Source organism: Leisingera sp. S2M4 (assembly GCF_055398055.1).
This window is the reverse complement of the sequence record NZ_AP040861.1, coordinates 703,884-725,567: the sequence shown is the minus strand read 5'-3', so window position 1 is coordinate 725,567 and position 21,684 is coordinate 703,884. Positions and strand designations below refer to the sequence as shown.

Sequence of the window (21,684 nt, the reverse complement as noted above, 5' to 3'; positions counted from 1 at the left end):
ATATAATGGCGCTGCGAGTTTCCCCCCTTCATCTGCTGTCCCGCGCCCAAAGCTGGACCTTGTCGGTCATTTCCTTTAAGGGATGCGACCGCGAGCGTTCGGGAGGCCGAGCGCAAGCTGATAGGACGGGGGAACCCTGAATGAAACTGTTGACTATGATTGCCGTGATGGCTGCCACCATCACGATGGGTAAGAGTGTTGCTGCCGAAACGGGTTTGAATACGCTCATCGAGCGTGAGAAGACCAACCTGAGTGCGGTACCTTCGCGTAAATTCAGTGGGTTCTTCGGAATCCGCAATACCTCGCTGAAGAGCCGCCGCGCGGAACCCAAGCTGGAATTCACCAAGGCGTGGCTGGACTCGCGTCCGCCGGCCAAGGGGGGCGAGCAGTTCGCCTGCCTCGCTGAGGCCTTGTACTTCGAGGCCCGTGGTGAAACCGTGAAGGGCCAATTCGCGGTGGCAGAGGTGATCCTGAACCGGGTGAAAAGCGCCCAGTTCCCGAATACGCCTTGTGCCGTCATCAATCAGGGAACCGGGCGCAAATACCAGTGCCAGTTCACCTATACCTGTGATGGCCACAAGGAAGTCATTCACGAGAAGAAGGCCTACCAACGGGTGGCCAAGGTGGCTCGGGCTGCACTGGACGGGTTCAAGACCGATCTGACCGGTGGCGCCACCTATTATCACACCACTGCGGTCCGACCGCGCTGGAGCCGGACCTTCACGAAAACGGCGCGGATCGGTGTCCATCTGTTCTACCGCGATGAACGCTATCGCACCGCCTTGAGCAACTGATGCGGGAATGCGGCACAGATCGTGCCGCATTCGACCACTGGCGTGGCGCATGCGGGCCTGTTATCAGGTCGCCGAATGTCTAAGATCGGGACCCATCACCCGTCACAGCCAGCCAAAGGCCCGTTCCCATGCCCTCTGAAATCCGACTTGCCTTTGCGCATCCTTCTGAACGTTCCGTGGCCACGGCGGCCCCGGGCCCGCTGGATCGTATCTCTTTGCGCGACCACATCGTAGAGGTGGAAATCGGCGCCTTTCAGGCAGAGCGGGGCACCACCCAACGGATATGTTTCAACGTGGTGGTGGAAGTTGCGCCGCTGCCCAAGGATCTGGATGACGACGTCGATCGTATCCTGTCCTATGACAAGGTGACCGAGGCGATTGCGCATGAACTGGCCGCCGAACGTCTGAACCTTCTAGAAACCCTTGCCGAGCGGGTGGCAGAACGGATCTTGCTCGAGCCGCAGGCCGTGCGGGCCTTCGTGCGGATCGAGAAACTGGATCGCGGGCCCGGCGCCCTGGGGGTAGAGGTCGTGCGCTCCAAGGATCAGATCAGTCACCAGGTGAATGAGGAAGAGCGCCCGCACCCTCGGCTGATGTATCTGTCCAACGCGGCTATCGACAGCGTCAACCTGACTGGGTGGATCGACCAGATGGAGTGCCGCAAACGGCCTCTGATCCTCTGTGTCGGCGCACACCCTCTGGAAGTCCCCAAGACCGGTCACAAGTGGACGCAGCGGCGGATCGACCTTCTGGCCATCGAACAGAATGCCTGGCGGCTGGCGGCCAAGGACGACCGCTGTGTCGTGGTGTCGACCCGAACCGAGCTGGACTGGGCGATGAAGAACGGCCAAATCTGCGTCTGGGCCCCCTCGAAGATCGTGCTGGACGCCGTGGAGGGACCGTCGGCGCCGCCTTCGAACTCGGTGGCGCTGGCTGCCTGGTTCGCCGCCACGTTCGAAGCGGGCGAAATGATTGTGCTTGGCGGGGAATTGCCCGATAATCCCGGTGTCCCCCTGCGGGGTGTCAGCGTGGAGCAAGCACAACTGTGACATATTACCGGCCATTGGTTCAGCATGGCGAGGCGCGCCCCGAAGGCGCAATGCCGCTGGCGGGCAGCGCCCTGTGGTTCACCGAGGTCGAGATCCTCAGCCGGGATGCGCCGCCGCGGATCGCGCCAGCGGGGTTGGTGCCCGAACCGGTCCGCCGCCGCCTGACAGCCCGCCGGGCAACCATTGCCGGACTGGACGTCACCCAGCCTCAGATCATGGGCATCCTGAACGTCACGCCCGACAGTTTCTCGGATGGGGGGCGACACGCAGATGTTGAAACCGCCTGTGCCGCGGCGTTGCAGATGGTCGCCGACGGGGCGACCATCATCGATATCGGTGGTGAATCAACCCGTCCCGGCGCCGCCGAAGTCCCGGAAGCCGAAGAAATTTTGCGTACCGCGCCGGTCATCGAGGCGATCCGTGCCCAGAGCCAGATCCCGATCTCGATCGACACCCGCAAGGCCACGGTTGGTCTGGAGGCGCTGGAGGCTGGCGCAAACCTTGTCAACGATGTGTCCGGTTTTACCTTCGATCCGGCGCTTGCGCCTCTGGCCGCGCAAGCCAGCGTGCCAGTCTGCATCATGCACGCCCAGGGCGATCCTGCGACAATGCAGGAAGATCCGCAGTACGCCGATGTACTGCTGGATGTCTATGATTACCTTGACGCACAGATCGACCGGCTGGAAGCGATTGGCGTGGTGCGCGAGCAGATCGTGATCGACCCCGGCATCGGCTTTGGCAAGACGCTCGAGCACAATTTGACCCTGCTGCGCAATCTCAGCCTGTTCCACGGTCTCGGCTGTCCGATCCTGCTCGGGGTGTCTCGCAAAGGCTTCATTGGCAAGATCGGCGAGGAACCGCAGGCAGCTGCGCGCGCGCCTGGATCCATCGCCGTAGGGCTTGCAGCCCTGGCGCAAGGCGTGCAGTTTCTGCGGGTGCATGACGTTGCCGAGACGGTGCAGGCTCTGCGTTTGTGGCAGGCCGTCCGTTAAGGCCAAGACTGGCAGGAATTTTGAAATGCGAAAACTTTTTGGCACCGATGGTGTCCGTGGCACCGCCAATACCTATCCCATGACAGCGGAAATGGCGCTGCGGATCGGTTCTGCCGTCGGCCGTTATTTTCGCCGCGACGCGACTGGCGTGCACCGGGTCGTGATCGGCAAGGATACCCGTCTGTCGGGGTACATGTTCGAAAACGCGCTGACAGCCGGGCTGACCTCGACCGGCATGAACGTGCTGTTGCTGGGCCCCGTGCCGACGCCTGCGGTTGGTCTGATGACGCGTTCGATGCGGGCGGATCTGGGTGTAATGATCTCCGCCAGTCACAATCCGTCTGAGGATAACGGCATCAAGTTCTTTGGCCCCGACGGGTACAAATTGTCCGACAGCGCCGAGCTGGAGATCGAGGCGCTGGTGGAGGCGGGGGTCGAACCGGCCCAGGCTGCCAATATCGGGCGCGCCAAGCGCATCGATGATGCGAGGTTCCGCTATGGGGAGCGGGTCAAGAGCTCCCTGCCACGCAATCTCAGCCTGAATGGGTTGAAGGTCGTGATCGACTGCGCCAATGGCGCGGCCCACCGCGCGGCGCCGGAAATCCTGTGGGAGCTGGGCGCAGAAGTCATTCCGATCGGGGTTTCGCCGGATGGGTTGAACATCAACCGCGGTTGCGGGTCCACCCAGCCGCAGACCGCGGCGGATGCCGTCGTGGCCCATGGCGCGCATGTCGGTATTTGTCTGGACGGAGATGCCGACCGGGTCATCGTCATCGATGAGACCGGCACCGTGGCCGATGGGGACCAGCTGATGGCCCTGCTGGCCAGCCGTTGGGCCGAACAGGGGCAGCTGGCCGGGGGCGCGCTGGTGGCGACGGTGATGTCGAACCTCGGACTGGAACGGTTCCTGGAGGGCAAGGGGCTGGGGCTGGAACGCACCGCTGTTGGCGACCGCTACGTGGTCGAGCGCATGCGCGAAGGTGGTTTCAACCTCGGCGGCGAACAGTCCGGCCACATCGTGATGAGCGACTATGCCACCACCGGTGACGGTCTGATGGCAGGGCTGCACTTCCTGGCCGAAATGGTGCACACGGGGCAGAAGGCCTCGGACCTGGCGCATCAGTTCCAGACCGTGCCGCAGCGGCTGCGCAACGTCCGCTATCAAACCGGGCAGGCACCTCTTGAGGATGAACGCGTGCAAGAGGCGATTGCGGCGGCAGAGAAAATGCTGAACGGGCAGGGCCGTCTGTTAATTCGCAAGTCGGGCACTGAGCCGCTGGTGCGGGTGATGGCCGAAAGCGAAGACGCAGAGCTGATGACCCTGGCGGTCGACAGCGTTGTTGCCGCGGTGGAGGCTGCTGTCGGACAGTGATCCGACGGCTATCCGTCCCAAGTCAGCAGGATTGCCGAGCCGGACAAGTCGCCTGAAAGGGGCGCCAGCGCCCCTTCTAGCGCGCCTTGTTGAACAGGCGGCTTAGTCGCCCGAACTGGCTGAGGCCGAGGCCGCCCAATATCATCACCATGGCAATCAGCATCGACGGCGGCAGTTCTTCGTCCAGAAAGACGGCACCCAGCACCACGGCCCAGACCGGCACCTGATAGTTGGTGAGGGTCATGAAGGTTGGCCCGGCCTCGCGTACGACGATGATCCGCAGCAGGTTGGCGGCGGCGGTGGGGATCAGACCTAGGAACGCGGCGATCAGCAGGGTTTGGCCATCTGGCATGACTGGTGGCCCCTCGATCCACAGCGCCACCGGGCAGATGATCGCAAAGCCGATCAGCAGCAGCACCGCCGCGAGGCCCACCGGGTCCACCGGCGGCAGGCGGCGTGTGAGGATTGAGCTGATCGCGTAGCAGGCCGCCGCCGACAGGCAGGCGGCCCGACCAAGGGATTCGAACGGCGCGCCGCTGCTCTCGAATGCCTGGCCGCCGATCAGCAGGGCAACGCCGACAAAGCCGATGGAAAATCCGATCAGACGCCGCAGGGTCAGTTGCTCTCCGGGGACGAAGACATGCGCAAGCGGCAGTACCATCAGCGGGATTGCCGCCATGCTGACGCCGGTAAATCCTGACGATACATGCTGCTGCCCCCAGGAGATCAGCATGAAGGGCAGGGCAGTACTGAGTACCGCGATCGCCCCCAGCGACGGCCAGTTTGGCTGATCGCGGAACAGTCGACATCCGCGCGTGACCCAGATCGTGCCCAACAGAAGGGCCGCAAACCCAGTGCGTCCGGCGGCCAGCCAGAATGGCGTGGTGCCCTCCAGCGCCAGTTTGATCAGCAGGAAAGTCGCTCCCCAGACCAGACCCAGCGTGGAAATCATCAGCCAGTAGCGCGGCGCGATTGGGGGCATCAAGGTCTCCGTTTGTCTCTGCGCGACAAAACCTTGCCGAACAGGATAGGTCAAGACTGCTTGTCTTGTTATCTATCTTGTGTTGCGGTTCCGGGCGCAGATCAGATGGGGCGCGGCCGACGGCCACGGCTGAGCACCAGCCCCCCGAGGATCAGCGTCATCGCCACGAACAGCTGCGGCGGCAGGGTTTCCCCCAGCAGGAGGGCGCCGAAGATCACTGACCAGACCGGCACCTGATAGTTCACCGTCGACAGAAAGGCAGGGCCCGCGCTGCGGGCAACTTGCACCAGCAGTACCTGCGCCAGTGCAGTTGGGAGCAGCCCGAGGTAGAACACTGCGGCCAGTGGCAGGGCTTCGGGCAAGGTTGGCACCCCTTCGGCCCAAAGCGCGGCCGGGACCATCATGCCCGCACCACACAGCAGCGCCGCGGCTGAGAGCGCCAGCATGTTCACCTGGGGACAGAGACGGGTGATGATCGAGCCGAGCGCATAGCAAAGGGATGCGCCGAGACAGGCCAGTCGCGCCAGCGATTCAAAGTCGCTCCCGGCGGTTCGAAACGCATCCAGCCCGATCAGCACCACGACCCCTGAAAAGCCTACGAAAAAGCTGATGGTCCTGCGGAGGGTCATGGTTTCACCCGGAACCAGCAGATGGGCCAGTGGTAACACGAACAGCGGCACCACCGCCATGCAGACCCCGGCAAATCCGCTGGCGACGTGGGTTTGACCCCAACTCAGCAAGGAAAACGGCAGGGCGTTGGAAAAGAACCCCATACCCAGCGCACAGGCCCAGATGAGGCGACCTTCGCGTGACCGTAGCGTGGGCAGGGCAATCCCCATGGCATAGAGCACCCCCAAAAGGCACAACGCGCCGATTGAAATGCGCAGCGCGGCAATGGTCATCGGCGGAAAGCCCCGCAGCGCCAGCGACACCGCCATGAAGGAGGCGCCCCAGATCACGCCGAGAAACAGAAGCTTGGCCCAATTGGCCGCGCCGGGGGAATTGTTCACTGCTTGTCTCCTTCCCCATGGGGGCTGGCGCTCACTTGCGGCCGCGCGTGGCCATCCGGCAAACGGTCCACGCGGGGCTGCCTCAGCTCGAAAGAAATTGTGCAAAAAAGATAGGGCGCCCCAAAAGGAGCGCCCTGCAGAGGTAAGCTAAGCGGGAGGTTCCGCGGGCGCTTTAGTTCTTCTCTTTGTCGACCATCTTGCCGGCCGAGATCCACGGCATCATGCCGCGCAGCTTGGCACCGGTTTCTTCGATCAGGTGCTCGTCGTTGGCACGACGTGCGGCCTTCAGGGTCGGTTGGCCAACGGCGTTTTCCAGCATGAAGTCGCGCACGAACTTGCCGCTCTGGATGTCCGAGAGCACCTCTTTCATCCGCGCTTTGGTCTCGTCGTACTTCAGGATGCGCGGGCCGGTCACGTACTGGCCGTACTCGGCGGTGTTGGAGATCGAGTAGTCCATGTTGGCGATGCCGCCTTCATAGATCAGGTCGACGATCAGCTTCACTTCGTGCAGGCACTCGAAATAGGCCATCTCCGGCGCGTAGCCAGCTTCAACCAGGGTCTCGAAGCCGCAGCGGATCAGTTCGACCAGGCCGCCACACAGCACCGCCTGCTCGCCGAACAGGTCGGTTTCGCACTCTTCGCGGAAGTTGGTCTCGATGATGCCCGAGCGACCGCCACCGATGGCGGAGCAGTAGGACAGGCCGATTTCCAGCGCCTTGCCGGTCGCATCCTGGTGAACGGCCACGAGGCAGGGCACGCCGCCGCCCTTGGTGTATTCGCCGCGCACGGTGTGGCCCGGGCCCTTCGGCGCCATCATGATCACGTCAACGCCGGGCTTCGGCTCGATCAGGCCGAAATGCACGTTCAGACCGTGGGCGAACGCGATCGCCGCGCCTTCACGCAGGTTGTCGTGGACGTATTTCTTGTAGGTCTCGGCCTGCAGTTCGTCGGGCATGGTGAACATGATGACGTCACACCAGGCGGCGGCCTCAGCGATGCCCATGACCTTCAGACCTTCGGCTTCGGCTTTCTTGGCCGAGGGGGAACCTTCGCGCAGCGCAACGACAAGGTTCTTGGCGCCCGAGTCGCGCAGGTTCAGCGCGTGGGCGTGGCCTTGGGAACCATAGCCCAGGATGGCCACTTTCTTGTCCTTGATCAGGTTCACATCGCAATCGCGGTCGTAGTAAACGCGCATGATCCACGTCCTTTCAGTTTGTGTTTGAGGGCATAATAGGGGGGCGAAGCGGAAATGCGATTGCTGATTTGGGTAATTTTCGGGCTTTCTTGCTGGTGGTCATTCGTCAGGAGATGAAATAGTGATGTATTCATGCTTGATGATCTCGACCGACGCATTCTTCGCTACTTGCAGGCCGACCCGGCGCAATCGATTCCGGACCTGGCGGAACGTCTCGGACTAACGGCGGCGCGGCTGTCGCGACGGCTGGACAAGTTGCGCGAGACCGGGGTGATCCTGGGGCAACGGGCGGTGATCGACTGGCGCGCGCTGGGCTATGAGGTCGAGGTCTCTCTGCGCGTGACGCTGGACAAGACCAATCCGCGGGCCTTTGACGAATTCATCGAAGGCGCGCGCAGGATTCCCGAGGTGCTGGAAATCCAGACCTTCCTCGGGCAGGTCGATGTGCGGCTCTCGGTGATTGCGCGGGACATGCCGCATTATCAGCAGATCTACCGCGCTGCGATCCTGAACCTTCCCCATATCGCGGACATCGAGGCGCTGATGCATGTCGCGCGTCTCAAATCCGATGAGGTGCTGCCAGTATGATCTCGCTCGACGATATCGATTATGCCCTGCTGCGCGCTCTGTCGCGTGATGCCAGCCAGTCGGCCGGAGCCTTGGGGCGGCAGCTGGGGCTCAGCCAGCCGGCCACCTGGCGACGGATCAAGCGTCTTCAGGATACCGGCATCATTGCAGGGCGCAGGCTGGATCTGGACAGTGAAAAGCTGGGCTTCGGCGTCACTGTTTTCCTTGGCGTGAAACTGGCGACAAAGGGGCGAATTAGCCTGGAGGATTTCGAACGCGCCGTTGCGGCCATTCCCGAAGTGCAGACGGTCGAGCATGTTCTTGGCATGTATGACTACCGGTTGCGCGTGGCCGCGCGGGACATTTCCGATTTCGAAAGGGTGCTGCGGCGCCGAGTGATGACCTTGCCGGGGGTGGGGAGCGTGGATGCGAATGTGCTGTTGAGCGAAGAACGTCGCCCCGGCCCGCTGGGATGAAGCGCCAAAGCAGGGTTTGCCAAACCGGCCAGCAGTCGCTAGCCCTTTGGGCAGAACAGAATGGGAGGCCGACATGGCATTGCTCGACACCGTTGACCCCGAGGGTCTTGATGAATTCTCAGTGGTATTCACCGACCGCTCGTTGAACCACATGTCCAAGACATTTCAGCAGGTCATGTTGGACATCAACAGCATGCTGAAAGAGGTCTACAAGGCCGAGGCCGTGGCACTGGTGCCCGGTGGCGGCACCTACGCGATGGAGGCCGTGGCCCGCCAGTTCGCCCGCGGCGCCGACGCGCTGGTGGTGCGCAATGGCTGGTTCTCCTATCGCTGGAGCCAGATTTTCGAAACAGGCGGTCTCACCGCGTCGGCCACTGTGATGAAGGCGCGTCAAACGGGAAATGACTCCGCCTCCCCGTTCGAACCCGCACCGATCACCGAGGTGGTCGCGGCGATCAAGGACCAGAAGCCGGACATCGTCTTTGCGCCGCATGTGGAAACTGCCGCCGGGGTGATACTCCCGGATGAGTATGTAAAGGCAATGGCGGCAGCCGCGCATGAGGTCGGTGCGCTGATGGTGCTGGATTGCATCGCCTCCGGATGCGCCTGGATCGATATGCAGGCCACCGGTGTCGACGTGCTAATCTCCGCTCCGCAAAAAGGCTGGAGCGCGTCTCCTTCGGCAGGGCTGGTCATGTTCTCGGATCGTGCGCTGAAGCGTCTGGAAGAGACCGCCTCGGACAGCTTTGCGCTGAACCTGAAGCAGTGGCGCGCGATCATGAAGGCCTATGAGGACGGTGGCCACGCCTATCACGCCACCATGCCGACGGATGCGTTGAAGGCCTTCCGCGACACGATGCTCGAGACCAGGGAATATGGCTTCGAGCGCCTGCGCGAGGCGCAATGGAAGCTGGGCAACGGTGTGCGCATGATGCTCAAGGATAAGGGGATCACGTCGGTCGCGGCCGAGGGCTTTGGCGCGCCGGGCGTTGTGGTGAGCTACACCAGTGACCCGGACGTGCAGAACGGCAAGAAGTTCCTGGCGCTGGGCACTCAGATCGCCGCGGGCGTGCCGCTGCAATGCGACGAGCCCGCCGATTTCCGCACCTTCCGTCTCGGTCTGTTCGGTCTCGACAAGCTCTATGATGTCGACGCCACCCTGGCGCGGCTGAAGACGGTGGTGGACCAGGTTCTGTAAACCGACCGCCGGGCTTCATCTTTGCCCAAATACTCCCGCCGGAGGCAGCGGCTTTCCCAAGGGGAAAGCCGCTTTTTATTACTTCACGCCCAGCCCCATCTGCATCAGCGTCTTGCGCACCGGGGCCAGTGAATACAGCGCATTCAGTCCCAGGGCCCGCAGATCGCGCAAGGGGCGGGGGGCCAGCATCGACGTGCGATTCAGCAGATCTATGCCGGTGACCCGCAGCAGGATCTCGCCGTGGCGGGCCTTGTGATAGGCGGCCAGCATCTCTGCATCGCCCAACCCCTCGGGGCGGGCGGCAGCCAGTTCCAGCAGGCAACGCAGGTCGCCGAGCGACATGTTCAGCCCCTGTGCCCCGATCGGCGGCACGACGTGAGCGGCCTCGGCCATCAGCGCCAGCCGCTCGCCGTTCAACCGTTGCGCGGATTGGCTGATGATCGGCCAAATGGTGCGGCGCGACGCCAGCTTCAGATCACCATACAGCCCGCAGCTGCGTTCCGTCATCGCAGCCTCAAAGGCTTCGGTGTCCAGATCCAGCAATTGCTGCGCACGGGGGCCGCGTTCCATCCAGACCACTGCAGAGGAAGGGCGCCCCTGGTAATCCGGCAGTGGTACGAGCGTGAAGGGTCCGCCGGAGCGATGGATCTCGGTCGAGACATTGTCGTGGGGGCTGGGATGGGTGACCGCAAAGGCCAGCGCCTTTTGGCCGTAACGGGTTGTCTTTACCGGAATGCCAGCAGCCCTGCGCATTGGCGAATTGCGACCATCGCAGGCCACCACCAGTCTCGCCTGGATCTGGCTGCCGTCGCTCAGGCTGACGCGCGCGGCCTCGGTGCGCGTGAACAGGCCGGTCGTTCCGGTGCCAAACCGCAAATCGGCGTTGGGCAATTCGGCCAGCCTGGCAATCAGCTCGCGCCGCAACAGCCAGTTGGGCAGGTTCCAGCCAAACGGCTGGCCCGAGATGTCAGCGGCGTTGAAATCCTTGACCACCCGCGGCTCGGGCCGGGCACCGCCGGCATCGACGATGCGCATCACCTGCAAGGGGGCGGCGTGATCCGCCAGTCGAGGCCACACGCCGCAACGGTCCAACAGGGTCTGTGCAGGTTGCAGGAATGCGGTGGTGCGCAGATCTGAGCCGTCGGCGTCGCGCTCGGTCACTGGCGGTGCGGGATCGGCGCAGATCACGGAAAAGCCACTGGCGGCAAAGGCGGCGGCGGCCGTGAGGCCGGCAATACCGCCACCGGAAATCAGGATGTCGCAGGTTTCGGCCATGTATCTGCCCTCCGTGTCTGGGCCAGAGATAGGCGCGCAAGGGGCAAAAACACAAGCGGATACCTGCGCGCTACCGTTCTCAGCCGCGGGTGATGCCCAGCAGCAAGGCAAACATTACCGGCACGAAACAGAGCGCCGGGAGATACAGACCGGGCAGGCCGAACAGCAGGATCGAGCACCCCCACAGGCTGACCAGCGCCACCAGCGCATACGAGAAATTTTCCTCCGGCCCGTAGGCCACTTCTTTCATGATCCGCCCCAGCAGCGGGATTGCAAACAGAACACGCTGCCACAGGCTCAGACGGTCGGGGAGGGTATATGCGGACATGGAAGAGCTCCGATGATCTGTATCACCGGGGCATATATGCAGCTGAAGATGACTGAAACAGGCACATTTTGCCGCAGCCGCCGACAAAGCCTGGCCCTGCGTCAGCAAGGGTCAGATCAGCCTGGCCAGAAAGGCGGTCAGATCATCCGCATGATGGTGAATGTGATCGGCCACCAGCGGCTCTGGTGCAACGTAGACGGTTCGCATGCCCATGGCATGGGGCGCCGAGAGGTTGCGGGGGTCGTCTTCGAACATCGCTGCCTTTGAAGGCTCGATCCGGGCAAGGGCGAACACCTTGTCAAAGGCACGCCGGTCCGGTTTGGGCTGGTAGTCGGCGTGCTCCACGCCGTAGATGCCATCGAACAATCCGCTCAACCCGCGCGCTGCCAGCACGCGTTCGGCATAGGGAGCAGACCCGTTCGTGTAGACATACTTCCGCCCCGGAAGGTCGCGAATATGCGCTGCAAGGGATGGATCCGGTTCGAGGTGATCGAGGGAAATATCGTGCACCGCCTCCAGGTAGGGGACCGGGTCCAGATCATGCTCTCGCATCAGCCCTGCCAGGGTCGTGCCGTGGTCACGCCAGTAGTCGCCGCGCAACCGGTCAGCCTCTGGCTGGCTGAGTCCCAGCGCTTCCTGCACATAGGCCGTCATTTTGACTTCGATCTGGTCGAAAAGGCGGGCGGACGGCGGATACAGGGTGTTGTCGAGATCGAACACCCATTGTCGGACGTGGGAGAAGAATTGCTTGGGCATGGGCTTCCCCTAGGCGGCGGTGGCGGTATTTGCAATCAAAACTGCATTTTGCCTGCGGGTTTTCGGCGCTGAGGCGGCGGCAGGGTTGAATGCCGCGTCGTGGGCTGTAGAGATTGGCAGATCACAGAAAACGGGAATGAAGATGAGCCAGAGCCGCAGCCACCAGAAAGACGCCTATGCGCTGATCCTCGAAGCGATTGATACCGGGATCTATAAACCGGGGGATCGGCTGGTGGAAAGCGATCTGGCGGAGCGTTTTGGTGTGTCGCGCACCCCGATCCGCGAGGCGTTGCAACGGCTGGAGACGCAGTCGCTTCTGGAGCGCGACGGGCGCTCGCTGATTGTCGCCTCCCTCGATCACAATCAGATGGCGGAACTCTATATCGTCCGGCGAGAGTTGGAGGGGCTGGCGGCACAGCTCGCGGCGCGCCATGCCACCGAGGAAGAAATCCGGGTGCTTCAGGAAATGGTCAAGGAAGATGACAGGCTGATCGGGGATCCCGCTGCGTTGTCCAAGGCCAATCGTCGTTTCCACGAGCAGATCCACCTCGCCTCGCACAATCGCTACCTGGTGCAGCAACTGGATTTGGTGCACCGGACGATGGCATTGATGGCGACCACCTCGCTCGCGGCGGAAGGGCGCAGCGAGATCGCCCAGTCAGAGCACAAGGGCATCGTCGACGCGATCAGCCGCCGGGACGAAGCCGCCGCCGGGCAGGCGCTGAAGGACCACATCTCGATCGCCTTCATGACTCGATTGAAGCAGGATGCGAGCGGGCGCGGCTGAGGCGGCCCCAGCGGCGTGGCCGCTCCGTCGTTTTGTCCGGGGCTTCGATGCCATGGGCGGTTTTGTCCCAGAAGAACGGGCAGACGAGCAATTCATAGGCGGCCTTGGCGACGGCGATCACCCCCATTGGGAAGTACAGGATCAGGCTCGGCGCCCAAAGGGCCAAGTGGGGCCGCCGCATTGCAAACGCAGCGGCGATGCCGAGAACCAGGCCCAGCAATTCAAAGAACACCAGCGTTGCCGCTGCCAGCATCAGGACGCCAGCCGGTACCGAGGAAGAGCTCGGATGCGGCAGGCCCAGCGTGATCAGCCAGAATGACCACAGGATCGGGGCGAAGATAAACTGGCCTATGGTGCCGATAAAGAAGGCCTGAAAGCCCAGGAACCGCTTTACGCCGAGATCGGCGAGCAGGCGCAAGGGCTGTCGCATGTGCACGAGGTAGGTGACCATGAAGCCCTTTAACCAGCGCGAGCGCTGTTTGACCCAGGGCCAGGGACGGCAATTGGCTTCCTCGTAGGTGGTGGTTGGCAACATCTGCGTACGATAGCCCGCCCGGTACAGACGCACGCCCAAATCCGCGTCCTCGGTCACGTTATGGGCATCCCAGCCCCCAAGCTCTTCCAGCACCTTGCGGCGAATGAACATCGTGGTGCCACCCAGAGGCACCACCAACCCAAAGCGGGCAATGCCCCGTAGGACAATCCGGAACCAGCTGCCGTATTCGAGCGTGAAGCAGCGGGCAATCCAGTTGGTATCGGGGTTGTAATAGTCCAGAACCCCCTGAAAGCAGGCGGTTTGGGGCGGTGCCGTGGAAAATGCGCCCGCGACGGTTTCCAGCTGATCCTTCTGAGGGGCGTCCTCCGCATCCCAGACGCCGACAATTTCGCCGCGGCAGAAATTCAGGGCATAGTTCATCGCCCGCGGTTTGGTTGTCAGCCCGCCAAAGGCCGGAACCTCCACCACTCGGATCCAGGGCGGCAGCTGGATGTGCGACAAGGCGCGTCGGGTGATGTCGTCATGGGCTTCCAGCACGAGGAGGATATCGGTGAGCGCCCGTGGGTATGTCAGCTTTCGCAACCTGTGCAACAGGGCGCGGCTGATCGCCGCTTCGCGAAACAGCGGCACCATCACCGAAATCACCGGACGGGGAGGGGGGGCTGTGGCCGAGTGCGATGTCACAGCTGGGCTGCCACGCTCGGTACAGCTGCTGGCAAGACCGCACAGTTTCAGCAGCGTGAACAGAAAGACCGAGGACAGCGCCACGCCGCAGAGCCCTGTAAACGTGGCCGCCGGGGCCAGAGCGACCAACGTGACCGTTGGCAGAATGCAAGCGATCAACAGTGCCTTGCCGCGCGCCAGATCCAGGTTCCGGCAACTGAGCCTTTGTGACACGCTGCAGCTGGCCTGTTGCACCATGGCCGGGCTGAAATGCCGGGTCAGCAACGCGGTGATCTGGCTTTCCTTGGCCAGCACGGGGGTGATGTCGTCAAAGCACCCGCGCAACTCCTGGCGCAGCTGTTCAAAGCGGTCCGGATGGGCGATGGCGATGGTCACTGTCTGACCAAGCTGTATCCAGGGGATCGCGTCGTGACGCAGCCAGAAGCGGGCGGGCTTTGCAACGAGCAATCGGGCCGAGCCGATTTGCCCCTCCAGGTCGACCCGCGGCATGGCATACTGCTGTGACAGCGCCGCCAGGACCTGATCTTCCCCGGCCAGCCCCTCGGCGATCAGTATTCGTCCGAGCTCGGCCTTCTGGTGTTGGCGCAGCACCAGCGCCTTGAGCAGGTCGTCACCAGCAACGGGCGGCGCAACCTTCGGGGCGTCCGGCCCCTTGTCTTGTCGCGGTCGCAAGAACCGCAGCGGATGTGAAACAACGCCCATTGCCAACCTTCTACCAACCTGAACTGAGACGTTCAGGCTGGTAGTCGGGAGTTTAAGAAATGGTAAATACCATCTTAACCATGGCGATAAGTGGTTGTTTTTACGAAGGGCTTATGCGGTTTCACGCTCTGCCATCGCTTCCGCAAACCGTTCGAACAGATAGAAGCTGTCCTGCGGGCCGGGGCTGGCTTCGGGGTGGTGCTGCACCGAGAAGACCGGACGACCCGACACGCGGATACCGCAGTTGGACCCGTCAAACAGCGACACATGGGTCTCCTCGACGCCGTCCGGCAGGGTTTGCGCATCCACCGCGAACCCGTGGTTCATCGAGGTGATCTCGACCTTGCCGGTGGCATGTTCCTTGACCGGGTGGTTGGCACCGTGGTGGCCGTGGTTCATCTTGACGGTCTTTGCCCCCAGCGCCAGTGCCAGCATCTGGTGACCCAGGCAGATGCCGAAGATCGGCAGTTCCGCCTTCAGGACGTCCTGGATCATCGGCACGGCGTATTCGCCGGTGGCAGCCGGGTCGCCGGGGCCGTTGGACAGGAACACGCCATCGGGGTTGTGCGCCAGCACTTCCTCGGCGGTGGCGGTGGCGGGAAGAACGGTCACGTCGCATCCCGCGCTGGCAAGGCAGCGTAGAATGTTGCGCTTGGCGCCGTAGTCAATGGCGACGACCTTGTGCTTGGGGGCTTCCTGCCGCGGATAGCCATCGGGCCAGGCCCACCGCATTTCATCCCAGCGATAGCTTTGCGCGCAGGTGACCTCCTTGGCGAGATCCATGCCTTCGAGCCCGGCCCAGTCGCGTGCCTTGGCGACCAGCGCCTTGACGTCGAAGTTGCCGTCCGGGTCATGTGCCAGGGCAACATGCGGCGCGCCTTGCTGACGAATGGCGCGGGTCAGCCGACGGGTGTCGACCCCACCGATCGCGATGCGGCCGGTGCGCTTGAGCCAGTCTTTCAGCTCTTCGGTGGCGCGCCAGTTGGATGCGAGGGTCGGATCCCACTTGACCACCATTCCGGCGGCCACCGGATCTGCGGTTTCATCGTCTTCCGGGGTGACGCCGGTGTTGCCGATGTGCGGGAAGGTGAAGGTGACGATCTGGCCGGCGTAGGAGGGATCCGTCATGATCTCCTGGTAGCCGGTCATCGCAGTGTTGAAGCACAGCTCGGCCACGGCCTCGCCAGTGGCGCCGAAACCGGTGCCGTAAAAGACGGTGCCATCGGCGAGCGCCAGGCAGGCGGTGGGCTTGGTCGGGGCGGAAGCGGCCATTGCGCGAGTCTCCATGCGGGTGAAATTCATGGGCTTGTAAGGGGAGGGCAGATGCGGGTCAAGCCTGCAGCCATTGGCCAGTGTGACGCAGCGGCGGAAATCGAAAGTTTACGCTAAACTTGCACTGCCTCGCGAGAATGGCTAACCATCGGTGTTCGGCAACCATGGGGATGCTTTTGCAAATGGATACGCGCACGCGGGTCAACCAGGCCCTGAAGCAAGCGATGAAAGACAAGGCGGCCGAGCGGCTGTGCACGCTGCGGCTGATCAACGCCGCGATCAAGGATCGGGAGATCGCCGCCCGCGCGGACGGTGAAGAAAGCGGTATCGATGAAGCCGAAATCCTGGCGATTCTCGGCAAGATGACGAAGCAGCGCAAGGAAAGCGCACGGGCCTACGAGGAAGGCGGACGTCTGGATCTGGCAGAGCGGGAACTGGGCGAAATCGCGATCATAGAGGAATTCCTTCCCAAGCAGCTCAGCGACGACGAGGTCGAAGAAGCGATCAGGGAGGCGGTGGCCGAAACCGGTGCCGAGTCGATTCGCGACATGGGCAAGGTCATGGGCGCCCTGAAGGCGAAGTACACCGGTCAGATGGACTTCGGCAAAGCCGGGCCGCTGGTCAAGGACCAGCTGTGCAGCAAGGGCGATTGCTGAACCTTCGCGTCCACGGCTCATCGCCCGGCGGCAGCCCGCGACTTTGCCTGAAGACCCAAGCTATTCACATGGGGGCCATCTCGGCCCCCATTTTCGTTGGTGACTAGTGTCGAAACGCGCGGCGAAGATCGTCGTAGAGCGTGAGGCGCTCTTCCTCGGAGAGGAAGGCGCCAATTTCCACTTCGCGGCCGCAACCGCGCAGGGTGACGTAGTGGGGGACCGGGCCATCGTCGTCATGCATCTCGACGCTGGCCCAGTAGCGGTTGCACTGCCAGCTTTGCTGCGCGCCATCAGGGTCGGTCCGTTCCAGTCGCGCCTGTTCCGGACCCAGGGTGAGCACCTCGATTATCTGGCGATCTTTCCGGCTGCGGTCGAGCGCCCATTTCAATCCAAACACGGCCAGGACAACAAATGGCAGCAGCCCCCAGATCAGCAAAGTGCCGAGAAAAGCGAGCAGGGGAATGCAGGTCATCGCTGCGGTGATGCCGATGAAGCGGACATAGCCGCGCGGACGCAGCGACTGATGCGGCCATAGGTGCAGCTCGGCTGTCGGGGCGGACTGCGGATGTATCCAGGTGTAGGGCATCGACGGGCCTGTTCGAGAGCGTTCCAGTACTGACAATATAGAATGAAAAAGCCCCCGGAGCAGTGGCGCCGGGGGCTTTGGTCTTTCAGTCCGTCAGACGCTTAGTGCGAATGAGAGCGGTCCCAGTCTTCCTGCTTGGGCAGGATTTCAAAGGTATGCTCCGGCGGCGGAGAGGGCAGGGTCCACTCCAGCGTGTCCGCGTATTCGTTCCAGTAGTTGTTCTGGGTGACGCGGGCGCCGCGCAGCAGCGAATAGATCACCACGCCGAAGAACAGCAGGAAGGACGCAAAGGAGATGAACGCACCGTAGGACGAGATCTTGTTCCAGTAGGCAAAGCCTTCCGGATAGTCGATGTAACGGCGCGGCATGCCCTGGCGGCCCAGGAAGTGCTGCGGGAAGAACGTCAGGTTTGCACCGATGAAGAACAGCCAGAAGTGGATCTGGGCGCCCAGCTCGTTGTACTGACGGCCGGTCATCTTGCCGAAGTAGAAGTAGATGCCCGAGAAGATCGCGAAGACGGCACCCAGCGACATCACGTAGTGGAAGTGTGCAACCACGTAGTAGGTGTCGTGATAGGCGCGGTCGACCGCGGCCTGCGACAGAACCACACCGGTCACGCCGCCGACGGTGAACAGGAACAGGAAGCCGAAGGCGAACATCATCGGCGCCTTGAACTCGATCGAGCCGCCCCACATGGTGGCGATCCAGGAGAACACCTTCACGCCGGTCGGAACCGCGATCACCATGGTGGCGAGCATGAAGTAGGCCTGCTGGTTCAGCGACATGCCGACGGTGTACATGTGGTGCGCCCACACGACGAAGCCCAGAACGCCGATCGCGATGATCGCCCAGACCATCGGCAGGTAGCCGAAGACGGGCTTGCGCGAGAAGGTGGCGATCACGTGGGAGATGATGCCGAAGCCGGGCAGGATCACGATGTACACTTCCGGGTGGCCGAAGAACCACAGGATGTGCTGGTACAGGATCGGGTCGCCGCCGCCTGCCGCGTCAAAGAAGGTGAAGCCGAAGTTGCGGTCCATCAGCAGCATGGTGATGGCACCGGCCAGAACCGGCAAGCTCAGCAGGATCAGCCAGGAGGTGACGAAGATCGACCAGGAAAACAGCGGCACCTTGAACAGGGTCATGCCCGGGGCACGCATGTTCAGGAAGGTGGTGATCATGTTGATTGCACCCAGGATCGAGGACGCACCCGAGACGTGGACGGCAAAGATCGCCAGATCCATCGAGTAGCCGCCTTCGTTCACGGACAGCGGCGGATACAGAACCCAGCCGACGCCGGAGCCCAGCTGGTCGTTGCCGCCCGGCGAGACCACCGACAGAACCGCCAGCGAGGTGCCCGCGACATACATCCAGAACGACAGGTTGTTCATCCGCGGGAAGGCCATGTCCGGCGCACCGATCTGCAGCGGCATGAAGTAGTTGCCGAAACCGCCGAACAGCGCCGGGATCACCACGAAGAACATCATCAGGATGCCGTGGGCGGTGATCATCACGTTCCAGAGGTGGCCGTTGGGGGTACATTCGGCAGAGGCGTCCGCGATCAGCCGTGCGCCCTCCAGGCACATGTACTGAACGCCCGGATCCATCAGCTCCAGCCGCATGTAGACGGTGAAGATGACGGAGATGAGACCTGCAATCGCCGAGACGATCAGGTAAAGAATGCCGATATCCTTGTGGTTCGTGCTCATGAACCAGCGGGTGAAAAAGCTCCGCTCGTCCTCGTGGCCGTGACCATGAATGGCTGCGTCTGCCATTTAGGTGCCTCCTGCTGCAATACGAAAGACCCCAGGAGACGGACTCCGGGCGGTCTGGATTCCTTGGCGTTTTAGTGTGGCGTGCCGGCGCCTTCAATGGTGGAGTTTGATATGGATCAAGATTTATTGCCGCAGGGGGCGGCATCTTCTGGCCGGTCAGCCGCGCAGTGCGGAGCTTGACCTGCGTGGGCGTCCTGCCCAAAACCGGGGAGCAAAGGCTGCGATAGACAGGAGACTCCGATGGCCACCTACGATTTCGACAATATTTTTGCCAAGCTTCTGCGCGGCGAGATCCCCTCGACACGTGTGTACGAGGACGCAGAGACACTGGCCTTCATGGACATCATGCCGCGCGCTGACGGTCACTTGCTGGTGATTCCGAAAACACCTTGCCGGAACTTGCTGGATGCCTCCCCGGAGCAGTTGGCAGCTGTCATGCGCACGGTTCAGAAATTGGCGCAAGCGGTCATGAAGGCGTTCGATGCGGATGGGGTGACGGTGCAGCAGTTCAACGAAGCTGCTGGCGGCCAGGAGGTTTTCCATCTCCATTTTCACGTTCTCCCCCGGCATGAGGGGGTCGCCCTTCGTGCACCCGGCCAGATGGGCGACCAGGACGCAATCCGCGCCCAGGCCGAGAAGATCCGGGCCGCTCTGGAGGCCGTGTGAGGCCTGAAGACCGGTCCCATTAGTCCAGCCCCTGCGCCGCGGACCTGACTGTCGCGGCGCAGGGGAACAGGTAATTTCGATCCCATCAATTTAAATAAATGTTGAACTGGCGACGTGTTTTGGCGTAGCTGGTTCCCAAAATGGTTGTGATTTGAAAGGGGCGCACGCGCTCAACGGTACGAGGGGCCGCATGTTGGATGCGGTATTGCCATCGCCCCCAGGCGCTGAGGCACACCGGCAGGATTACAATCACCGGGCTGAAAGCCTGATACATCAGCCAGAAGGTTTTAGTCAGCAGAGGCGCTTTGCGCGCTGCTTTTTTGGTATTTAATGTTGCATTCGGAGGGGCGGGAGTGACGCTCTTGTGTCATGCGCAGGCCTTGTCGCTGGATCAGGTTGTTGCAGCTATTTACGAAACGGTGATCCGGCCCGAACAGTTCGATCGTTTCTTTCAGCCCCCGCCGAGTGAGCGGGCGGTGACGCTGCGGCGCGGCGGGACTGCGACCGGCGCACGGGACCGAGGAACGCAGCTCTTGCAGTCCCATTTCGCACGGGCTGCAGAAATCCACGAGGGCCAATGGCAACAAGCCAACCGACAGCACCCCGGCAGTTACAAAGGCGTTTGCAGTCGGTTCTGGCTATTGGTGGATGCCGGGTCGGGGGGGCGACTGATCAACGCATCGCAAGGCGCGGCGCGGCAATTGAGCGGCGGTGCCGAACTGATCGACGCGATGGGGCTGACTGCGGCCTCCAGCAATCGCTGGCGCGACTTTTTGCGACAGGTTCATCAGGGGGCGGTATCCGGTCAGGAAGTGCTGCTTCTCGAGACGGGCACAGCCGCTGAATACATCCTGTGCCGCCCCGTCCTGACATCCCGATCAGGCGGCGCAGCACGATCTGTCATGGCTGAGCGGCTCGAACTGGAGTGGGACAGTGCGGCGGCGGTGCAAGTCGCCTCGGTAATCGGGGCGACCGCGGATGAGTTGGCACCTTTGGAGCGGGCCTCGGCCGAGGGCGCATTGGTGGCGGGGGGCGTGATCGACCTTGCGTCCCGGCTCGGGGCCCCCGACGTTGCTGCGGTGGTTCGGCTCGCGGCCTTTCTGATGACCGAACATGTCCGCGATCTGAAAGTCGCCAGGGGGGAAGTGCTGCCACCAGCCTCCACGCTGGTCGAGCGCAACGGGCGCCGCAGCCAATACTTTCGTCTCGGGGCTGAGACCGGCCAGCCGGTCATCTTCGTGCATGGAATTCTGGATGGGATCGCGCCGCTGCAGCGCTTGCAGCCGCAGCTCCGGCAACTTGGGTTCAGGGTGTTCGCCCCGATGCGGGGCGGCTACGGCAGTTCGGATCCGCTGGCGCCGGGGGAGGATCCGGTTGAAGCCTGCGTGCGGCAGCTGGATTCGCTGATCGCCACGGAAGGTCTGCAAAAACCGATTCTGCTGAGCCACCGGGCGGGGGCCTTGTTCGCCTGCACCGCAGCCAACCGCCTGCATCGCAAAATTCCGGCCCTGCTGGCCGTCGCGGCCAATTGCAACGCCAGTTCACCGCGCCAGTTCAGCGGCATCCGTGGCTATGCATGGCTGGTGGCGTTTTGCGCCGGGCGCGCGCCGTGGTTGCTGCCTGTCCTGTTGAAGGGCTGGGCCACCGCAATTCGCTGGTACGGCCACGAGATATTGCTGCGCGCCCAAACAGCGCCCGGCAGCCGCGAGCGGGCCCGGCTGGATGCGCTGCACCTGCTGCCGCTCCTGAAGCAAAGTCAGGATTTGTTCCTGAACAAGGGCGGCGCCGGGTGTCTGGCCGACGTGCGGGTGATGCGCAGAGGCTTCGCGCACATGGGGCTGGGGCAAAAGACGCGGGCGGTCTTCGTGCATGGCGGTGAAGACCAGGTGGCCCCCCTGCCGCAGATAAGGGAAGCGCTTCGCGGCATGGGCAACGCGCAGCTGTGCGTCAGCCAGGAGGCGGGGGCGTCGCTGTTCTATACCTTCCCGGAGCTGGTCCTGACCGCGTTGCAGGATTGTGCGGCCGCCGCATCCGATTGACGCCTGCGTGTTTTGGGCCGCCAGTGC

22 protein-coding genes are annotated in these 21,684 nt (G+C 62.8%); 11 read left to right on the top strand and 11 right to left on the bottom strand.

The genetic code is table 11. The features are described from left to right. Positions 1-140: 140 nt before the first annotated feature. The 4 genes from ACZ52D_RS03545 to glmM all read left to right on the top strand — a co-directional run bounded on the left by ACZ52D_RS03545 (position 141) and on the right by glmM (position 4,207). Entirely contained in the window at positions 141-794 is a 654-nt protein-coding gene (locus ACZ52D_RS03545; RefSeq protein ID WP_222455289.1) for a cell wall hydrolase, read from the top strand. 128 nt (positions 795-922) lie between these two features. After that, on the top strand, positions 923-1,843 hold the full coding sequence (locus ACZ52D_RS03540; RefSeq protein WP_222455288.1) for a dihydroneopterin aldolase: 921 nt from the start codon (positions 923-925) through the stop codon (positions 1,841-1,843). Next, positions 1,840-2,835: a dihydropteroate synthase gene (gene folP, locus ACZ52D_RS03535; protein WP_464442565.1), complete on the top strand. Its 996-nt coding sequence runs from the start codon at positions 1,840-1,842 to the stop codon at positions 2,833-2,835. The genes ACZ52D_RS03540 and folP overlap by 4 nt, the downstream gene beginning before the upstream one ends. 25 nt (positions 2,836-2,860) lie before the next feature. Further along, positions 2,861-4,207: a phosphoglucosamine mutase gene (gene glmM, locus ACZ52D_RS03530; RefSeq protein ID WP_464442564.1), complete on the top strand. Its 1,347-nt coding sequence runs from the start codon at positions 2,861-2,863 to the stop codon at positions 4,205-4,207. 76 nt (positions 4,208-4,283) lie between these two features. Here the strand turns inward: glmM and ACZ52D_RS03525 are convergent, their stop codons facing one another. From ACZ52D_RS03525 to ilvC, 3 genes are all read right to left on the bottom strand, one after another. After that, on the bottom strand, positions 4,284-5,189 hold the full coding sequence (locus ACZ52D_RS03525) for a DMT family transporter (RefSeq protein WP_464442563.1): 906 nt from the start codon (positions 5,187-5,189) through the stop codon (positions 4,284-4,286). Positions 5,190-5,290: 101 nt separating this feature from the next. Beyond that, positions 5,291-6,199, bottom strand: coding sequence for a DMT family transporter (locus ACZ52D_RS03520; protein ID WP_464442562.1), 909 nt, complete (start codon positions 6,197-6,199; stop codon positions 5,291-5,293). 172 nt (positions 6,200-6,371) lie between these two features. Further along, positions 6,372-7,394, bottom strand: a complete 1,023-nt coding sequence (gene ilvC / locus ACZ52D_RS03515; protein ID WP_222455283.1) for a ketol-acid reductoisomerase — start codon at positions 7,392-7,394, stop codon at positions 6,372-6,374. Between the two features lie 132 nt (positions 7,395-7,526). On the opposite strand from ilvC, the gene ACZ52D_RS03510 reads away from it, so the two are divergent. From ACZ52D_RS03510 to ACZ52D_RS03500, 3 genes are all read left to right on the top strand, one after another. After that, positions 7,527-7,982 (top strand): Lrp/AsnC family transcriptional regulator, encoded by a 456-nt coding sequence (locus ACZ52D_RS03510; protein ID WP_464442561.1) that lies wholly within the window; start codon positions 7,527-7,529, stop codon positions 7,980-7,982. Then, positions 7,979-8,437: an Lrp/AsnC family transcriptional regulator gene (locus tag ACZ52D_RS03505; RefSeq protein ID WP_222455281.1), complete on the top strand. Its 459-nt coding sequence runs from the start codon at positions 7,979-7,981 to the stop codon at positions 8,435-8,437. Before ACZ52D_RS03510 ends, ACZ52D_RS03505 begins: the two co-directional genes overlap by 4 nt. A gap of 73 nt (positions 8,438-8,510) precedes the next feature. Continuing rightward, positions 8,511-9,635, top strand: a complete 1,125-nt coding sequence (locus ACZ52D_RS03500; protein ID WP_464442560.1) for an aminotransferase class V-fold PLP-dependent enzyme — start codon at positions 8,511-8,513, stop codon at positions 9,633-9,635. Between the two features lie 78 nt (positions 9,636-9,713). Here ACZ52D_RS03500 and ACZ52D_RS03495 read toward each other — a convergent pair whose 3' ends face one another. The 3 genes from ACZ52D_RS03495 to ACZ52D_RS03485 form a co-directional block, all read right to left on the bottom strand. Continuing rightward, complete coding sequence (locus ACZ52D_RS03495) at positions 9,714-10,910, bottom strand: UbiH/UbiF family hydroxylase (RefSeq protein ID WP_464442559.1); 1,197 nt, start codon at positions 10,908-10,910, stop codon at positions 9,714-9,716. Positions 10,911-10,989: 79 nt separating this feature from the next. Further along, positions 10,990-11,238 (bottom strand): hypothetical protein, encoded by a 249-nt coding sequence (locus ACZ52D_RS03490; protein WP_222455278.1) that lies wholly within the window; start codon positions 11,236-11,238, stop codon positions 10,990-10,992. Positions 11,239-11,349: 111 nt separating this feature from the next. After that, positions 11,350-11,994 (bottom strand): pyrimidine 5'-nucleotidase, encoded by a 645-nt coding sequence (locus ACZ52D_RS03485; RefSeq protein WP_464442558.1) that lies wholly within the window; start codon positions 11,992-11,994, stop codon positions 11,350-11,352. A 142-nt stretch (positions 11,995-12,136) separates the two neighbouring features. Between ACZ52D_RS03485 and ACZ52D_RS03480 the strand changes: the two genes are divergently transcribed. Further along, the gene (locus tag ACZ52D_RS03480) at positions 12,137-12,781 is read left to right on the top strand and encodes a GntR family transcriptional regulator (protein ID WP_222455276.1); all 645 of its coding nucleotides are present in this window, start codon (positions 12,137-12,139) and stop codon (positions 12,779-12,781) included. Here the strand turns inward: ACZ52D_RS03480 and ACZ52D_RS03475 are convergent. Continuing rightward, complete coding sequence (locus ACZ52D_RS03475; protein WP_464442557.1) at positions 12,741-14,633, bottom strand: glycosyltransferase; 1,893 nt, start codon at positions 14,631-14,633, stop codon at positions 12,741-12,743. The two genes, ACZ52D_RS03480 and ACZ52D_RS03475, sit on opposite strands and share 41 nt — an antisense overlap. Before the next feature lie 141 nt (positions 14,634-14,774). Beyond that, the gene (carA, locus tag ACZ52D_RS03470) at positions 14,775-15,935 is read right to left on the bottom strand and encodes a glutamine-hydrolyzing carbamoyl-phosphate synthase small subunit (protein WP_464442556.1); all 1,161 of its coding nucleotides are present in this window, start codon (positions 15,933-15,935) and stop codon (positions 14,775-14,777) included. 182 nt (positions 15,936-16,117) lie between these two features. Between carA and ACZ52D_RS03465 the strand changes: the two genes are divergently transcribed. Then, the gene (locus tag ACZ52D_RS03465; RefSeq protein WP_222455273.1) at positions 16,118-16,591 is read left to right on the top strand and encodes a GatB/YqeY domain-containing protein; all 474 of its coding nucleotides are present in this window, start codon (positions 16,118-16,120) and stop codon (positions 16,589-16,591) included. Positions 16,592-16,694: 103 nt separating this feature from the next. Here ACZ52D_RS03465 and ACZ52D_RS03460 read toward each other — a convergent pair whose 3' ends face one another. Both ACZ52D_RS03460 and ctaD read right to left on the bottom strand, forming a co-directional pair. Next, positions 16,695-17,177, bottom strand: a complete 483-nt coding sequence (locus ACZ52D_RS03460; protein WP_464442555.1) for a DUF2244 domain-containing protein — start codon at positions 17,175-17,177, stop codon at positions 16,695-16,697. A gap of 101 nt (positions 17,178-17,278) precedes the next feature. Then, positions 17,279-18,952, bottom strand: coding sequence for a cytochrome c oxidase subunit I (gene ctaD / locus ACZ52D_RS03455; RefSeq protein WP_222455271.1), 1,674 nt, complete (start codon positions 18,950-18,952; stop codon positions 17,279-17,281). Positions 18,953-19,192: 240 nt separating this feature from the next. Between ctaD and ACZ52D_RS03450 the strand changes: the two genes are divergently transcribed. Next, complete coding sequence (locus tag ACZ52D_RS03450) at positions 19,193-19,618, top strand: HIT family protein (RefSeq protein ID WP_464442554.1); 426 nt, start codon at positions 19,193-19,195, stop codon at positions 19,616-19,618. 85 nt (positions 19,619-19,703) lie between these two features. On the opposite strand, the gene ACZ52D_RS03445 is transcribed toward ACZ52D_RS03450, so the two are convergent. Next, positions 19,704-19,892 carry a hypothetical protein gene (locus tag ACZ52D_RS03445; RefSeq protein ID WP_464442553.1) on the bottom strand — a complete coding sequence of 63 codons (189 nt, stop codon included), beginning with the start codon at positions 19,890-19,892 and terminating at the stop codon, positions 19,704-19,706. A 79-nt stretch (positions 19,893-19,971) separates the two neighbouring features. Between ACZ52D_RS03445 and ACZ52D_RS03440 the strand changes: the two genes are divergently transcribed. Further along, positions 19,972-21,657 (top strand): alpha/beta fold hydrolase, encoded by a 1,686-nt coding sequence (locus tag ACZ52D_RS03440; RefSeq protein WP_464442552.1) that lies wholly within the window; start codon positions 19,972-19,974, stop codon positions 21,655-21,657. The last annotated feature ends 27 nt before the right edge of the window (positions 21,658-21,684 follow it).

Bases quoted from the DNA above. Each gene is read 5' to 3' on its own strand.
- ACZ52D_RS03465 (WP_222455273.1), top strand. From the start codon at position 16,118: ATGGATACGCGCACGCGGGTCAACCAGGCCCTGAAGCAAGCGATGAAA.
- ACZ52D_RS03525 (WP_464442563.1), bottom strand. From the start codon at position 5,189: ATGCCCCCAATCGCGCCGCGCTACTGGCTGATGATTTCCACGCTGGGT.
- ilvC (WP_222455283.1), bottom strand. From the start codon at position 7,394: ATGCGCGTTTACTACGACCGCGATTGCGATGTGAACCTGATCAAGGAC.
- ACZ52D_RS03460 (WP_464442555.1), bottom strand. From the start codon at position 17,177: ATGCCCTACACCTGGATACATCCGCAGTCCGCCCCGACAGCCGAGCTG.
- ACZ52D_RS03505 (WP_222455281.1), top strand. From the start codon at position 7,979: ATGATCTCGCTCGACGATATCGATTATGCCCTGCTGCGCGCTCTGTCG.
- ACZ52D_RS03445 (WP_464442553.1), bottom strand. From the start codon at position 19,892: ATGTATCAGGCTTTCAGCCCGGTGATTGTAATCCTGCCGGTGTGCCTC.
- ctaD (WP_222455271.1), bottom strand. From the start codon at position 18,952: ATGGCAGACGCAGCCATTCATGGTCACGGCCACGAGGACGAGCGGAGC.
- ACZ52D_RS03495 (WP_464442559.1), bottom strand. From the start codon at position 10,910: ATGGCCGAAACCTGCGACATCCTGATTTCCGGTGGCGGTATTGCCGGC.
- ACZ52D_RS03510 (WP_464442561.1), top strand. From the start codon at position 7,527: ATGCTTGATGATCTCGACCGACGCATTCTTCGCTACTTGCAGGCCGAC.
- glmM (WP_464442564.1), top strand. From the start codon at position 2,861: ATGCGAAAACTTTTTGGCACCGATGGTGTCCGTGGCACCGCCAATACC.
- ACZ52D_RS03485 (WP_464442558.1), bottom strand. From the start codon at position 11,994: ATGCCCAAGCAATTCTTCTCCCACGTCCGACAATGGGTGTTCGATCTC.
- ACZ52D_RS03500 (WP_464442560.1), top strand. From the start codon at position 8,511: ATGGCATTGCTCGACACCGTTGACCCCGAGGGTCTTGATGAATTCTCA.
- ACZ52D_RS03450 (WP_464442554.1), top strand. From the start codon at position 19,193: ATGGCCACCTACGATTTCGACAATATTTTTGCCAAGCTTCTGCGCGGC.
- ACZ52D_RS03545 (WP_222455289.1), top strand. From the start codon at position 141: ATGAAACTGTTGACTATGATTGCCGTGATGGCTGCCACCATCACGATG.
- ACZ52D_RS03490 (WP_222455278.1), bottom strand. From the start codon at position 11,238: ATGTCCGCATATACCCTCCCCGACCGTCTGAGCCTGTGGCAGCGTGTT.
- ACZ52D_RS03540 (WP_222455288.1), top strand. From the start codon at position 923: ATGCCCTCTGAAATCCGACTTGCCTTTGCGCATCCTTCTGAACGTTCC.
- ACZ52D_RS03480 (WP_222455276.1), top strand. From the start codon at position 12,137: ATGAGCCAGAGCCGCAGCCACCAGAAAGACGCCTATGCGCTGATCCTC.
- carA (WP_464442556.1), bottom strand. From the start codon at position 15,935: ATGGCCGCTTCCGCCCCGACCAAGCCCACCGCCTGCCTGGCGCTCGCC.